Below are 12,858 nucleotides of genomic sequence, written 5' to 3'. Positions count from 1 at the left end.
GGACCATGTTGGAACGTGTTCGCGAAAGGCTGCATCGTAGTCAATCTGAAAGAGTGTTTTTGGAAGCGCAACGCGCGCTGTTGCAGCAACCCCGGATAACGCTCGGATTAGTCGGGTGCTATGTCGTTGCTGGGCTTTTGTTTCTGATACCAGCGGCGATACTCGGGTTGGCGATCTGGCTGTTGTTTTGGCAGTCGCAGAATATGTTCGCTATTCTGGGTGGCCTTGTGCTGCTGTGGATTACCTACGTGTTGATACCGCGCCCAAGCAAACACGACGCACTGACATTCGGGCGCGATGAAATGCCTGAACTGATGCGTCTTGTGGATGCGGTTGCCGATGCGTTGGATGCACCAGTGCCGGACGGGCTGTCGTTTGACTATCAAATTAACGCATCGGCATGGACCGTTGGGCTGGTTCGCCGTCGGCATTTTCTGCAGATCGGTGTGCCGCTCTGGCGGTTGTACGAACCACAGCAGCGGGTGGCTTTGATCGCGCATGAACTGGCGCATTTCGTGAATGGCGACCCGGCACGCGGCGGTTTTGTTGGCGGCGCGCTGCATGCGGTGGAGCGTTGGGACTTCCTGTTGCGCCCTGATGCGGATGATCCTTTGGGGCGGGATCTGGTTGGCATGGTAGCCGAACTTTTGCAGTGGCTGTTGATCCTGCCCGTTCTTGGTCTGGGACGTCTACTGGTATTGCTGCAGTTCAATCGGTCACAGCGTGCCGAATATCTGGCTGATGGTCTGGCGGCACAGGTTGCGGGCCGCGATGCGCTTGTCTCGGGCCTGCGGCTGTTGGCGCTGACACCCATCGCGGACCAGGCGATTTTCCAGCTCTATCCCTTTGACCGCGACCAGAACGCCCGCGTCTTCAATGTGATGATTGGGGCCGTGCAGAACGCTACAAAGGAGGAGCGCGCCACACTGGAAGCTGAGGCGGCCAAGGAAAAGGCGCGGGTGGATGCCAGTCATCCGCCCACCAGTTATCGCATGGCCTTTCTCGAACTGATGGAACCGTCCGCCCCAAAGGTGAAAGCAACTGATTTCGACTTTGACCTTATCGCGTTCGAGATGCAGGCAGAGGCTGACCGTCAGGGAAAGCGTTTGATGCAGTTACACGAGGTGCAGTGATTTGTGATCACGAAAAAAATTACTGTGATCACAAACTGAAGAAACATGATCCAACGCGTCGTTTTTTCACAGTTTATCTACTTTCGTCTGCGTGACTCTGGCAGCGGAATGGTGCAAAACGAACCAAAGGCGCTGTGATCGGCAGCAAAAGCCACCGAAGGGAACACACATGGCAGACGTGAACAGGGGCAATCGCCCTCTCTCACCCCACCTGACAATCTATCGTCCACAATTGACTTCGATGACCTCCATTTTCGTCCGGCTTACGGGCAACGCCCTGATTGTGGCCGCGTTGATGATCGTCTGGTGGTTCATAGCAGCTGCGACTGGCCCTGAAGCCTTTGCGCGAGCCAATGGATTTGTCACAAGCTGGTTTGGCGATCTGGTCATGTTCCTTTCTGTCTGGGCGCTGTGGTATCACATGTTTGGCGGCATCCGGCATCTGATCTGGGACAGCGGCCATATGCTTGAGGTTGATCAGTCCGAGACAGCCGGTCTGGTAATGATCATCGCCTCGGTTCTGTTCACGATCTTCACCGCAGTCGTATTGTAAGGGGCGCAACAATGGCATTTTTGACTGACCGTAAACGCGCCGAAGGGCTGGGTTCTGCCAAAACCGGAACCGATCATCACTGGCACATGATGGTGACATCTGTTGCCCTTGTCGGCCTGATCCCATTGTTTATCTTCACGTTTGGAGCTGTGCTGGGATCACCTTATGAAGAGGTTATCGCTTACTATCAGCGTCCATTCCCTGCGATCATCGCTGCGCTGACCATGCTGGTGGGCTTCGTCCACTTTCGCAAAGGTGTGCAAACCCTCATCGAGGACTATGTGCATGGTTTCGCCCGCAAGGCGCTGATCATCGCAATGATCTGCCTGTCCTATTCTGCTGCTGCCATTGCGATTTTCGCAATCGTGCGCATCGCCCTTTGATTTCCCGGAGCATCGAGTAATGGCTGCATACGAATACGAAACGCATACCTATGACGCGATTGTTGTGGGGGCGGGCGGCGCTGGGCTGCGGGCCACGCTGGGTCTGGCAGAGCAGGGGTTGCGCACTGCCTGCATTACCAAGGTTTTCCCGACCCGGTCTCATACCGTTGCCGCGCAGGGCGGCATTGCCGCGTCGCTTGGCAATATGGGCCCCGATAGCTGGCAGTGGCATATGTATGACACCGTGAAAGGGTCCGATTGGCTGGGTGACACCGATGCGATGGAATACCTGGCCCGCGAGGCGCCCAAGGCGGTTTATGAGCTGGAGCACTACGGCGTACCGTTTTCCCGCACGGAAGAGGGCAAGATTTATCAGCGTCCGTTTGGTGGCCACACCACTGAATTCGGCGAAGGCCCCCCGGTGCAGCGCACCTGTGCCGCCGCAGACCGGACCGGTCATGCCATCCTGCACACGCTCTATGGTCAGTCGCTGAAACAGCAGGCGGAGTTCTATATCGAATACTTCGCCCTGGATCTGATCATGTCGGATGATGGCATCTGTCAGGGCGTCATTGCGTGGAAGCTTGATGACGGCACAATGCATGTGTTCAACGCCAAGACAGTTGTTTTGGCCACAGGCGGCTATGGCCGGGCCTATTTCTCTGCGACATCCGCACACACCTGCACCGGCGACGGTGGTGGGATGGTGGCACGTCAGGGGCTGCCGCTGCAGGATATGGAATTCGTGCAATTCCACCCCACCGGCATCTACGGCGCGGGCTGTCTGATCACCGAAGGTGCGCGCGGCGAAGGTGGCTACCTGACGAACAGCGAAGGCGAGCGTTTCATGGAACGCTATGCGCCCAACTACAAGGACCTCGCCCCGCGCGACTATGTCAGCCGTTGCATGACGATGGAAATCCGCGAAGGGCGCGGTGTGGGCGCGAATGGTGATCACATTCACCTGAACCTGAACCACCTGCCGAAAGAGGCTTTGGCCGAACGGTTGCCCGGCATCTCTGAATCCGCCCGCATCTTTGCTGGCGTCGATGTGACCAAGGAACCGATCCCCGTTCTACCGACCGTGCATTATAATATGGGCGGCATTCCAACGAATTATCATGGCGAGGTTCTCAACCCCACCAAGAAGGATCCCAACAGGGTGGTTCCCGGCCTGATGGCTGTGGGTGAGGCTGGCTGCGCCTCGGTCCATGGGGCGAACCGGCTTGGGTCGAACAGCCTGATCGACCTTGTGGTCTTTGGCCGTGCCGCTGCCATTCAGGCGGGCAAGGTTGTCGATCGCGAGGCATCAAACCCGACACTGAATCAGGCGTCCATTGACGCATGTTTTGACCGGTTCGATGGGCTGCGCCATGCAGATGGCACAACCGGCACGGCAGAGCTGCGTCTAGAAATGCAGCGGGCGATGCAGGAAGATGCCGCCGTATTCCGGACCGACAAGACGCTGGGCGAGGGTGTAAAGAAAATGACAGACATTGCAGGCAAGATGGACGATCTGAAGGTGACGGATCGCAGCCTTGTCTGGAACAGCGATCTGATGGAAACGCTGGAACTGACGAACTTGATGCCCAATGCGCTGGCCACAATCGTCAGTGCCGAGGCGCGCAAGGAAAGCCGGGGCGCCCATGCGCACGAGGATTATGCCAACCGGGATGACGAAAAATGGCGGGTGCATACCATCGCGAATGTCGATGGCAGCAAGGTCAAGCTCAGCTATCGGCCAGTTATCACCGATCCGCTGACGACAGAGGCGCAGGGGGGGATCAACGCTGATAAGATTGCTCCAAAAGAAAGGACATTCTGATGCGTTTTCCCCTGCTGATGGCCGCCGGTCTGACTATACTGGCCGCCTGCACCGAGGTTTCTGGCGAGGCTGACCGCGTAGCACGCGACACGGCCAAAGGCGTGGTCAATGGAGTTCTGGAAAATCGCTTTCCCGGAACCAACACAGCATTGCTGACCGATTGCATCATCGACAATGCCAGCATCACCGAGGTCTACCAGATCGCCGAGGCTGCGGTTTTGGGGCCGACCCCGCAGACATCCACCCTGATCCTCGATATCGCGCGGCGGCCCGATACGCTTGGCTGCGCTGCCGACAACGCGCTGGGCGCATTTCTGTTGGGAGCCGGATGATGCATCGCTGGTCGTTGGCTGCTTTGGCGATATCGGTTGCGGCCTGTACGCCACCAACACCTGAACAGGCGGCACAGCGCTGCGAAGAACGCGCGCGGGCCGCTCAGGCGCCCGAGGTTGGTGTGACTATCGGGGCCAGCAGCGATGGCGGGCCATTTGCCAGCGGCAATATCAGCCTCAGCGGTGACCTGCTGCGCGGTCGTGACCCATTGGAGGTCTACGAGACTTGTGTCATCCAAATGACCGGGCAGCCGCCGATCAGACCGCCACGTTTGCGGGCACTTTAAGGATTTCGGGGCAAGTCTGCTCCAGACGTAAGGGATACGAAAATGGTACAGCTGACACTTCCCAAGAACTCCCGCATGACGGTTGGTAAGACCTGGCCAAAGCCGGAGGGAGCTACAAATCTGCGTAAGGTTCAGATTTATCGTTGGAACCCCGATGACGGTAAGAACCCGTCGCTGGATACTTATTTCGTGGACATGGATACCTGCGGTCCCATGGTTCTGGATGCGCTGATCAAGATCAAGAACGAGATTGATCCAACGCTGACCTTCCGCCGGTCCTGTCGTGAAGGGATCTGTGGGTCCTGTGCGATGAATATCGACGGTATCAACACGCTGGCCTGCATCTACGGCATGGACGAGATCAAGGGTGATGTGAAGATTTACCCGCTGCCGCATATGCCAGTGGTCAAGGATCTGATCCCTGATCTGACCCATTTCTACGCGCAGCACGCATCAATCATGCCGTGGCTGGAAACCAAGACGAACCGCCCGGCCAAGGAATGGAAGCAATCCATCGAAGATCGCAAGAAGCTGGACGGGCTTTATGAATGCGTGATGTGCGCATCCTGTTCGACATCCTGCCCGTCCTATTGGTGGAACGGGGACCGCTATCTTGGACCGGCGGCCTTGCTGCATGCCTATCGCTGGATCATCGACAGCCGCGACGAGGCGACGGGTGAGCGGTTGGATGAGCTGGAAGATCCGTTCAAGCTCTACCGTTGCCACACCATCATGAACTGCGCCAAGACCTGCCCAAAGGGCCTGAACCCCGCCAAGGCGATCGCGCATATCAAAAAGATGATGGTTGAGCGGGTCGTCTGATAGACCGTCACGCGTACGAAAAAATACGCCGCCCTTGTGGCGGCGTTTTTATTTGGGCCTAACAGTAGCGTTCCGGTGCACGCGATTGGTTTTCGCTGTAGCGATCACCCCAGGCCCAACCGACTGGCAGGATTGCGGCGATCTTGGCCATCAGGTCGGGTGTCATGTCAATTGTATCCGCCCCTTGCCAGTCTGAAATGTGATTGGCTGTTCTACTGCCGGGTATCGGGATAATGTGATCGCCCTGCGCCAGTATCCAGGCCAATGCCAGCGCTGCGGGGCCCGCCCCATATTCATTCGCCAACAGATGAAATGCTTCCGCCTGTCTTCTGTTATGCGGCCAGTTGTCCGGCTGAAATCTTGGCATCTGCGCGCGAAACTGGCCAAAATCCGGGTGATCAGGGTCGATGATCGTTCGACCGAAGACACCCCGCGCCAGCGGAGAGAAGGCGACAAAGGCAACACCCAAACGCGCACATTCCTGCAACAAGCCGAGTTCAGGCTGGCGTGTCCAAAGCGAATATTCGTTTTGAATGGCCCGCACAGGCGTAACCGCATGGGCCCGGCGAAGCGTCGTTGGTGACACTTCAGACATCCCCCAACCGCCGATCTTTCCCTTGTCGATCAGACGTCCCATCAGGCCCGCGACGTTTTCTACCGGGACGGCCTGTTCGCGGCGATGGATATAGAACAGATCGACGTGATCTGTGCCAAGGCGTTGGAGCGAGCTATCCAACTCTGCCTCAAGATAGGCCGGGTCGTTGTTTACGAGGTGATCCGGGTCCCGTTGAATGCCTGCCTTGGTCGCGATGATGGGCGTTTTTCCGGTGGCGGCGATCCATCTGCCAACAACCTGCTCCGATATATGCGGCCCATAGATATTCGCCGTATCGAAATGGGTCAGCCCAATGTCCCAGGCCGTGTTGAGTGCCGCAAAACTTTCCGCCTCAGTCGTTGGGCCCGAAAGGCCACCAAAGGACATACAGCCAAGGCCAATGGCTCCAACCTGCGGTCCGGCTGATCCTAATTCGCGCTTTTTCATGCAAAGGCTGCCTGCAGCGCGATTTCAACCATGTCACCAAAGGACCGTTCACGATCTTCAGCCGGCAATGCCTCATGCGTGATCAGATGATCGCTCACCGTCAACACACCCAGCGCCCGACGACCGTGTCGGGCTGCAAGATTGTAAAGCTCTGCTGCTTCCATTTCGACACCCAAGATTCCATGGCGCATCATCTGCTCATTCAAATCAGGCCGTTCGTCGTAAAAAACATCCGAAGAATAGATACCGCCCACATGGGTTTGCACGCCCTTATCGGTCGCGGCCTTATGTGCTGCAGCCAAGAGGCCATAGTCAGCGCAGGGCGCGAAATTCAATTCCTTGAAAATCCCGCGCGATGGTGTGGACAGGGTGGATGCGGTCATCGCAAGGATCACGTCGCGAATACCCACATGGTCCTGCATGCCACCGCAGGACCCAATCCGTATCAGGGTTTGGGCGTTATAGTCTGAGATCAGTTCATTGGCGTAGATCGACAGGGAGGGCATGCCCATACCCGACCCCTGGATCGTTACGGGGTGTCCGTTCCACGTGCCGGTGAAACCCAGCATGCCGCGCACTTCGTTGATGCAACGGGCCCCCTGCAAAAAGGTCTCGGCGGCCCATTTGGCCCGATAGGGATCGCCGGGCATAAGAATGGTGGGGGCGATATCACCCTTTTTTGCGCCAATGTGGATGGTCATGGTCGGGTCCTCTCGATTTTGACCCTACCTTAGGCCGTGGAAATCAAAAGGTGGAGTAGCCAGGGGGCGCTGCAGCCGTATTTCATTTGGCTGCAGCAACACGCAAAGGTTTAGATTTCCATATCGTCCGGGGACTTTCCGGCTGCGATTGCTGATTTGAACCACTCCGGCTGGCGGCCCTTGCCAGTCCAGGTTTGATCCTTGTCATCGGGATTTCGGTATTTTGGCTTTGATACCGTTTTAGGGCCGGTCTTGGCCTTGCGAGTCTTGGCTTTTACCGGGGCGTCACTCGTGATTTCCGCCAGGCTGAACCCATGGGCCGCGGCGGCTTTTTCTGCTGCGGCAAGGGCAGCTTTCTTTTCCTTTACACTGACTTTGGCGAGTGCCTTTTCCACGTCTGATTTGAGCTTTTCAAGCTCTTTTCGGGTCATGGATTTCAGATCAGGTTTCATTTCAGTCTCCAGTCTTTAACTGAGTGTGGACTTAGCAGCCGAGATTAATGACCGCAGCCCAAATCGGTAGACTGTTGTACTAAAGTGCAAAACCAGGAGATCTTTTGCCTATTCGGCCGCCACCGAGCGCGGATCAACAAGAGAAACTATATCACTCATGATCCTGTTTAGTTCAAAGTCTTTCGGAGTATAGACCTTTGCAACACCCATGGCGCGCAATTCCGCGGCGTCTTCATCGGGAATGATTCCGCCGGCAATCACCGGAATATGTCCGATTCCAGCGGCATTCAGTTTCGCCATCACATCGCGCACCAGCGGAATATGCGACCCCGAAAGAATGGATAGCCCGATCACATGGGCGTCGTCATTCAGAGCGGCCTCCACAATTTCATCCGGCGTTAGCCGAATTCCTTCGTAAGAGATATCCATACCGCAATCGCGGGCGCGTGTTGCGATTTGCTCGGCCCCGTTTGAATGTCCGTCCAAACCGGGTTTGCCCACGAGAAACTTCAACCGACGTCCGAGTGCGGTACTGACAAGATCAACCTGCTCACGCAGATCATCAAGTCCTTCGGTCCGGTTGGATGGATTGCTGCTGACGCCGGTGGGCGCGCGGTATTGACCAAAGACAGATCGGATCACATCTGCCCATTCCCCCGTTGTGACACCAGCTTTGGCACAGGCAATAGAAGACGGCATGATGTTGCTTCCGTCCTGGGCGGCCTGGCGCAGGTCTGTCAGCGCTTTGACGACCGCGTCACCGTCCCGATCCGCTTTCCATTCACGCAGGCGACGCAATTGGTCGGCTTCGGCCTTGGGGTCAGATACCATAATGGCGTCATCACCCGCTGTCAGCGGTGAAGGTTCGCCGCTTTGCCATTTGTTCACGCCTACTACGGTGGTTTCGCCGTTTTCAATGGCATTGATCCTGGCCGCGTTGCTTTCGACAAGGCGCGACTTCATATAGGCGATCGCCCCTACCGCACCGCCCATTCCATCAATCTGCGCTAATTCTGCGCGCGCACCCTCTTTCAAGGCAGTGACTTTGCGGTCAATAGCCGGGTTGCCATCAAACAGATCGTCAAATTCCAGCAGATCCGTTTCATAGGCCAGAATTTGTTGCATCCGCAGCGACCACTGCTGATCCCATGGCCGGGGCAGGCCGAGTGCTTCATTCCAGGCTGGCAATTGAACGGCGCGGGCGCGGGCGTTCTTGGAAAGGGTCACCGCCAGCGTTTCCAGCAGAATGCGGTAGACGTTGTTTTCGGGCTGTTGTTCGGTCAAGCCTAGTGAATTGACCTGCACCCCATAACGAAAACGCCGGTATTTGGCGTCTTCGACACCGTAACGTTCCGCACAAATCTCATCCCATAATTCGACAAATGCGCGCATTTTGCACAGCTCGGTCACAAAACGGATGCCAGCATTCACGAAAAAAGAAATACGGCCCACCATCGCCGGGAAATGCTCCTGTGGCACTTTGCCTTTCAGATCATCCAGCACAGCCGTTGCCGTTGCCAGCGCGAATGCCAATTCCTCCTCCGGCGTCGCACCGGCCTCTTGCAAATGATAGGAACAGACATTCATCGGGTTCCATTTGGGTAGATGTTCACGAGTATAAGCAGCCACATCTGTGATCATCCGCAGTGATGGTTCGGGCGGGCAGATATACGTCCCGCGCGACAGGTATTCCTTTATGATGTCATTCTGCACGGTGCCTTGCAGGGCGCTGATATCGGCGCCCTGTTCCGCGGCCACTGCGATATAAAGCGACAACAGCCACGGGGCAGTGGCATTGATCGTCATTGACGTATTCATCTGATCCAGCGGGATGTCATCGAACAGGGTACGCATATCGCCCAGATGGCTGATGGGAACGCCAACCTTGCCAACCTCGCCTTTTGCCAGCACATGATCGCTGTCATAGCCTGTTTGGGTCGGCAGATCGAACGCGACGGAAAGCCCAGTTTGCCCCTTAGCGAGGTTGCCGCGGTAAAGCGCATTCGACGCGGCAGCGGTTGAATGCCCGGCATAGGTCCGAAACAGCCAAGGGCGGTCTTTCTGCGTCTGCGACATACCGGGGTCTCCTGAATCACGCGGCGCAACTAAATTGCGCGATGATGTCCATTATCGGACATTTTATGGCGCTGTCAATTCGCTGCGTTGCGGCATGACGGGATTTACCATTGCGACGTTCCCTGTCACGGTTCCATTATGACGCAGACCGTTTCCATGCCACTTTGGGCGTTTGTACTGATTATCTTGTTTGCGGGTGTCACCTTTGCATCGCATTTCCTGTTTCCATCCGTCCGATGGTTTTTTCGCAAGCGAGCAGAGCGGGTCATCGCGCGGGTCAATCAACGTTTGCAGCGCCCGATCGAGCCGTTCAAGCTGGCCCGCCGCTATGACATGATCCAGCGGCTGCTGTATGACCCGGAAGTCACGCAGGCGATTGTCGAACATTCCCAGACCCAGAAAGTGCCCGAGAATGTGGCGTTTGAACAGGCCCGCCGCTATGCGCGTGAAATCGTGCCATCCTTTTCGGCGACCGCCTATTTCAGCGTTGGGATCAGGCTGGCCCGCTGGCTGTCGAAGTCACTCTATCGGATCAAGCTGGGGACACTGGACCGCAAGCGCCTGGCCGATATTGACCCAAATGCCACCGTCATCTTTGTCATGAACCACCGCAGCAACATGGATTATGTATTGGTGACTTATCTTGCGGCCAATGCCGGGGCCTTGTCCTATGCCGTGGGGGAATGGGCGCGGGTCTGGCCGCTGTCCAGTGTGATCCGGGCAATGGGGGCCTACTTCATCCGGCGCAGATCGCGCGGCGCCCTTTATCGCAGGGTTCTGGCCCGCTATGTGCAGATGGCGACGCGTGGTGGTGTCAGCCAGGCGGTATTCCCCGAAGGCGGCTTGAGCCTGACGGGCAAGACCGCCCCGCCGAAGCTGGGTTTGCTCAATTATATCATTGACGATTTTGATCCTGAAAAACGCGAGGTGATTTTTGTCCCCGTCGCTTTGAATTATGATCGCGTGCTGGAAGATACGTTCCTGATTGCGGCTGACAAAAACGCCAATCGCCGGTTTCGACCGCCGCTTTGGACGGTCATTCGCGGTGTTGGTGGTCATCTGGTGCAGCGTCTGCTGCGCCGTTTCAAGGGATTTGGTACGGCATCGGTCAGTTTCGGGGAGCCACTGGAGCTATCAGCATTTGTGCGTCCCGAAACCAGCGATCCTACAGAGGCAGTGGCGGAAGAACTGATGCGTCGCATCAATATCGTCATCCCGGTTCTTGGCGTTCCCTTGGTATCGCGACATCTACTTGCCAACAATGGCATTGATCGGGCGGGGCTGGCGCAGCAGGTGACCGCATCAGTGGCGACACTGGCTGATCGAAAGGTGCCGTTTCCACGTCGTGATCCGGAAGAGGTCGTGAATGACGCGCTGGATCGCCTCATTGCGCGCGGGCTGGTGGAGGAAACTGGTGAGGTATTGACCGTGACACCCTCGGGACGAGACGTGCTTGTGTATTACGCCAACTCGATTTCGCATCATTTTGATGCAGATGCAGCAAAAACGGGGCAAAATGCTGCAACCGCTGGGTAATTAAATTACAAAAAGTTGCCAAAAATGATTGCATAGTTACTCTTCCATCGTATATCCAACTAGAAAGCACCCGATTCTGCGGTGCGGCAATGCACATGGAACCCTAATGATGGAGACACAGATGGCCCTTGATCAATCTGCCCCGGCGGCAGCTTATACTGCCCCGCAAAAAGACCTGTATGAGGTGGGCGAGATGCCTCCGCTGGGCCATGTACCGGCAGAGATGTATGCGTGGACCATCCGCCGCGAACGCCACGGTGAGCCGGAAAAAGCGTTTGAGGTCGAAGTGGTGGAATGCCCAAAGCCGGACAGTCACGAGGTTCTTGTCCTCGTCATGGCGGCTGGCGTGAACTATAACGGGGTCTGGGCCGGTCTGGGTATCCCGATCAGCCCCTTTGATGTTCACAAGGCAGATTACCATATCGCCGGTTCCGACGCGTCCGGTATCGTCTGGGCGGTCGGCGACAAGGTCAAGCGATGGAAAGTGGGCGATGAAGTCGTCATTCATTGCAATCAGGATGACGGCGATGACGAGCACTGCAATGGTGGTGATCCGATGTATTCACCGAGCCAGCGGATTTGGGGATACGAGACACCTGACGGGTCGTTCGCACAGTTCACTTGCGTGCAGTCCCAACAGCTGATGCCACGTCCGCAGCACCTGACCTGGGAGGAAAGCGCTTGCTACACGCTGACCCTCGCTACGGCATACCGAATGCTGTTCGGCCACGAACCGCACGACCTCAAGCCAGGCCAGAACGTTCTGGTCTGGGGGGCGTCCGGCGGTCTGGGCTCTTATGCCATCCAGCTGATCAACACCGCTGGCGCAAATGCAATTGGTGTGATCAGCGACGAAAGCAAACGGGAATTTGTGATGTCGCTGGGGGCAAAAGGGGTCATCAACCGGAATGATTTCAAATGCTGGGGCCAGATGCCGACGGTGAACACGCCCGAGTACAAGGAATGGTTCACAGAAACACGAAAATTTGGCAAGGCTATCTGGGACATCACCGGCAAGGGCGTGAACGTGGACATGGTGTTTGAACACCCGGGTGAGGCAACGTTCCCAGTGTCGACTTTTGTGGTCAAACGCGGCGGTATGGTCGTGATTTGCGCCGGTACAACTGGTTACAACCTGACGATGGATGCCCGTTACATGTGGATGCATCAGAAACGGCTGCAAGGTAGCCACTTTGCCAATCTCAGACAGGCCAGTGCGGCCAACAATTTGATGGTCGAGCGGCGGTTGGACCCATGTATGTCCGAAGTCTTTGGCTGGGACGAGATTCCGGCAGCCCACACAAAGATGCGCAAGAACGAACATAAACCCGGCAATATGGCGGTGCTCGTGCAATCACCACAGGTGGGGCTGCGCACGTTTGAGGATACTGTCGAGGCGTCGCAAAACCGCTGAATACGGGCCGCCAAAGCATCGGGGGCTTGGGATATCACCTCCTGAGCCCCTTATTTATTGGTTAATTTAGCCGATTCTGAACAACGGAGCTGTCTACTCGCTATTTTTGGGGGGTATGAAGATGCGAGTAAGTATTACAAAGTCTAAATGCTACTATAAGTTGTTAACGCTCCGTTAATCATTAATAGAGAGACTAGTAATGGGACATGAATGGATCATCGACGTTCTCGCCGACTTGAAATCCTTCGCTAAGCAAAATGACCTGCCTTTGTTGGCAGTTCAACTCGAAGATACCGCGCTGG

General features: G+C 56.4%; 13 protein-coding genes. 9 read left to right on the top strand and 4 right to left on the bottom strand.

Features of this window, described 5'->3' with window-relative positions:
• Positions 1-59 precede the first annotated feature (59 nt).
• The 7 genes from ACFWW4_RS19530 (at position 60) to ACFWW4_RS19500 (ending at position 5,335) form a co-directional block, all read left to right on the top strand.
• The gene (locus ACFWW4_RS19530; protein WP_411892393.1) at positions 60-1,133 is read left to right on the top strand and encodes a M48 family metallopeptidase; all 1,074 of its coding nucleotides are present in this window, start codon (positions 60-62) and stop codon (positions 1,131-1,133) included.
• 169 nt (positions 1,134-1,302) lie between these two features.
• Positions 1,303-1,686: a succinate dehydrogenase, cytochrome b556 subunit gene (gene sdhC / locus ACFWW4_RS19525; RefSeq protein ID WP_411892392.1), complete on the top strand. Its 384-nt coding sequence runs from the start codon at positions 1,303-1,305 to the stop codon at positions 1,684-1,686.
• Between the two features lie 11 nt (positions 1,687-1,697).
• Positions 1,698-2,069, top strand: coding sequence for a succinate dehydrogenase, hydrophobic membrane anchor protein (sdhD, locus tag ACFWW4_RS19520; protein ID WP_411892391.1), 372 nt, complete (start codon positions 1,698-1,700; stop codon positions 2,067-2,069).
• 19 nt (positions 2,070-2,088) lie between these two features.
• Positions 2,089-3,894, top strand: a complete 1,806-nt coding sequence (sdhA, locus tag ACFWW4_RS19515) for a succinate dehydrogenase flavoprotein subunit (RefSeq protein ID WP_411892390.1) — start codon at positions 2,089-2,091, stop codon at positions 3,892-3,894.
• Positions 3,894-4,226: a succinate dehydrogenase gene (locus ACFWW4_RS19510; protein WP_393927706.1), complete on the top strand. Its 333-nt coding sequence runs from the start codon at positions 3,894-3,896 to the stop codon at positions 4,224-4,226. Before sdhA ends, ACFWW4_RS19510 begins: the two co-directional genes overlap by 1 nt.
• Positions 4,226-4,513 carry a hypothetical protein gene (locus tag ACFWW4_RS19505; RefSeq protein WP_411892389.1) on the top strand — a complete coding sequence of 96 codons (288 nt, stop codon included), beginning with the start codon at positions 4,226-4,228 and terminating at the stop codon, positions 4,511-4,513. Before ACFWW4_RS19510 ends, ACFWW4_RS19505 begins: the two co-directional genes overlap by 1 nt.
• Before the next feature lie 42 nt (positions 4,514-4,555).
• Complete coding sequence (locus ACFWW4_RS19500; RefSeq protein ID WP_393927709.1) at positions 4,556-5,335, top strand: succinate dehydrogenase iron-sulfur subunit; 780 nt, start codon at positions 4,556-4,558, stop codon at positions 5,333-5,335.
• 58 nt (positions 5,336-5,393) lie between these two features.
• Here the strand turns inward: ACFWW4_RS19500 and ACFWW4_RS19495 are convergent, their stop codons facing one another.
• From ACFWW4_RS19495 to ACFWW4_RS19480, 4 genes are all read right to left on the bottom strand, one after another.
• Positions 5,394-6,377, bottom strand: a complete 984-nt coding sequence (locus ACFWW4_RS19495; RefSeq protein ID WP_411892388.1) for an aldo/keto reductase — start codon at positions 6,375-6,377, stop codon at positions 5,394-5,396.
• Positions 6,374-7,078 carry a purine-nucleoside phosphorylase gene (gene deoD / locus ACFWW4_RS19490; RefSeq protein ID WP_411892387.1) on the bottom strand — a complete coding sequence of 235 codons (705 nt, stop codon included), beginning with the start codon at positions 7,076-7,078 and terminating at the stop codon, positions 6,374-6,376. The genes ACFWW4_RS19495 and deoD overlap by 4 nt, the downstream gene beginning before the upstream one ends.
• Positions 7,079-7,188: 110 nt before the next feature.
• On the bottom strand, positions 7,189-7,530 hold the full coding sequence (locus ACFWW4_RS19485) for an H-NS family nucleoid-associated regulatory protein (protein WP_411892386.1): 342 nt from the start codon (positions 7,528-7,530) through the stop codon (positions 7,189-7,191).
• 108 nt (positions 7,531-7,638) lie between these two features.
• Positions 7,639-9,606 carry a methylmalonyl-CoA mutase family protein gene (locus tag ACFWW4_RS19480; RefSeq protein ID WP_411892385.1) on the bottom strand — a complete coding sequence of 656 codons (1,968 nt, stop codon included), beginning with the start codon at positions 9,604-9,606 and terminating at the stop codon, positions 7,639-7,641.
• Between the two features lie 138 nt (positions 9,607-9,744).
• Here ACFWW4_RS19480 and ACFWW4_RS19475 point away from each other — a divergent pair, with 138 nt between their 5' ends.
• On the top strand, positions 9,745-11,142 hold the full coding sequence (locus ACFWW4_RS19475) for a 1-acyl-sn-glycerol-3-phosphate acyltransferase (RefSeq protein WP_411892384.1): 1,398 nt from the start codon (positions 9,745-9,747) through the stop codon (positions 11,140-11,142).
• Between the two features lie 121 nt (positions 11,143-11,263).
• Positions 11,264-12,556, top strand: coding sequence for a crotonyl-CoA carboxylase/reductase (ccrA, locus tag ACFWW4_RS19470; RefSeq protein ID WP_411892383.1), 1,293 nt, complete (start codon positions 11,264-11,266; stop codon positions 12,554-12,556).
• The last annotated feature ends 302 nt before the right edge of the window (positions 12,557-12,858 follow it).

Source organism: Yoonia sp. SDW83-1, from assembly GCF_046762885.1.
Classification (GTDB): Bacteria; Pseudomonadota; Alphaproteobacteria; order Rhodobacterales; family Rhodobacteraceae; genus Yoonia.
This window is presented reverse-complemented; position numbering and strand designations above follow the sequence as displayed.

What these genes read in the sequence shown, in the direction of transcription:
- sdhC (WP_411892392.1), top strand. Translation starts at nt 1,303, where the DNA reads ATGGCAGACGTGAACAGGGGCAATCGCCCTCTCTCACCCCACCTGACA.
- sdhD (WP_411892391.1), top strand. Translation starts at nt 1,698, where the DNA reads ATGGCATTTTTGACTGACCGTAAACGCGCCGAAGGGCTGGGTTCTGCC.
- sdhA (WP_411892390.1), top strand. Translation starts at nt 2,089, where the DNA reads ATGGCTGCATACGAATACGAAACGCATACCTATGACGCGATTGTTGTG.
- ACFWW4_RS19510 (WP_393927706.1), top strand. Translation starts at nt 3,894, where the DNA reads ATGCGTTTTCCCCTGCTGATGGCCGCCGGTCTGACTATACTGGCCGCC.
- ACFWW4_RS19505 (WP_411892389.1), top strand. Translation starts at nt 4,226, where the DNA reads ATGCATCGCTGGTCGTTGGCTGCTTTGGCGATATCGGTTGCGGCCTGT.
- ACFWW4_RS19500 (WP_393927709.1), top strand. Translation starts at nt 4,556, where the DNA reads ATGGTACAGCTGACACTTCCCAAGAACTCCCGCATGACGGTTGGTAAG.
- ACFWW4_RS19495 (WP_411892388.1), bottom strand. Translation starts at nt 6,377, where the DNA reads ATGAAAAAGCGCGAATTAGGATCAGCCGGACCGCAGGTTGGAGCCATT.
- deoD (WP_411892387.1), bottom strand. Translation starts at nt 7,078, where the DNA reads ATGACCATCCACATTGGCGCAAAAAAGGGTGATATCGCCCCCACCATT.
- ACFWW4_RS19485 (WP_411892386.1), bottom strand. Translation starts at nt 7,530, where the DNA reads ATGAAACCTGATCTGAAATCCATGACCCGAAAAGAGCTTGAAAAGCTC.
- ACFWW4_RS19480 (WP_411892385.1), bottom strand. Translation starts at nt 9,606, where the DNA reads ATGTCGCAGACGCAGAAAGACCGCCCTTGGCTGTTTCGGACCTATGCC.
- ACFWW4_RS19475 (WP_411892384.1), top strand. Translation starts at nt 9,745, where the DNA reads ATGACGCAGACCGTTTCCATGCCACTTTGGGCGTTTGTACTGATTATC.
- ccrA (WP_411892383.1), top strand. Translation starts at nt 11,264, where the DNA reads ATGGCCCTTGATCAATCTGCCCCGGCGGCAGCTTATACTGCCCCGCAA.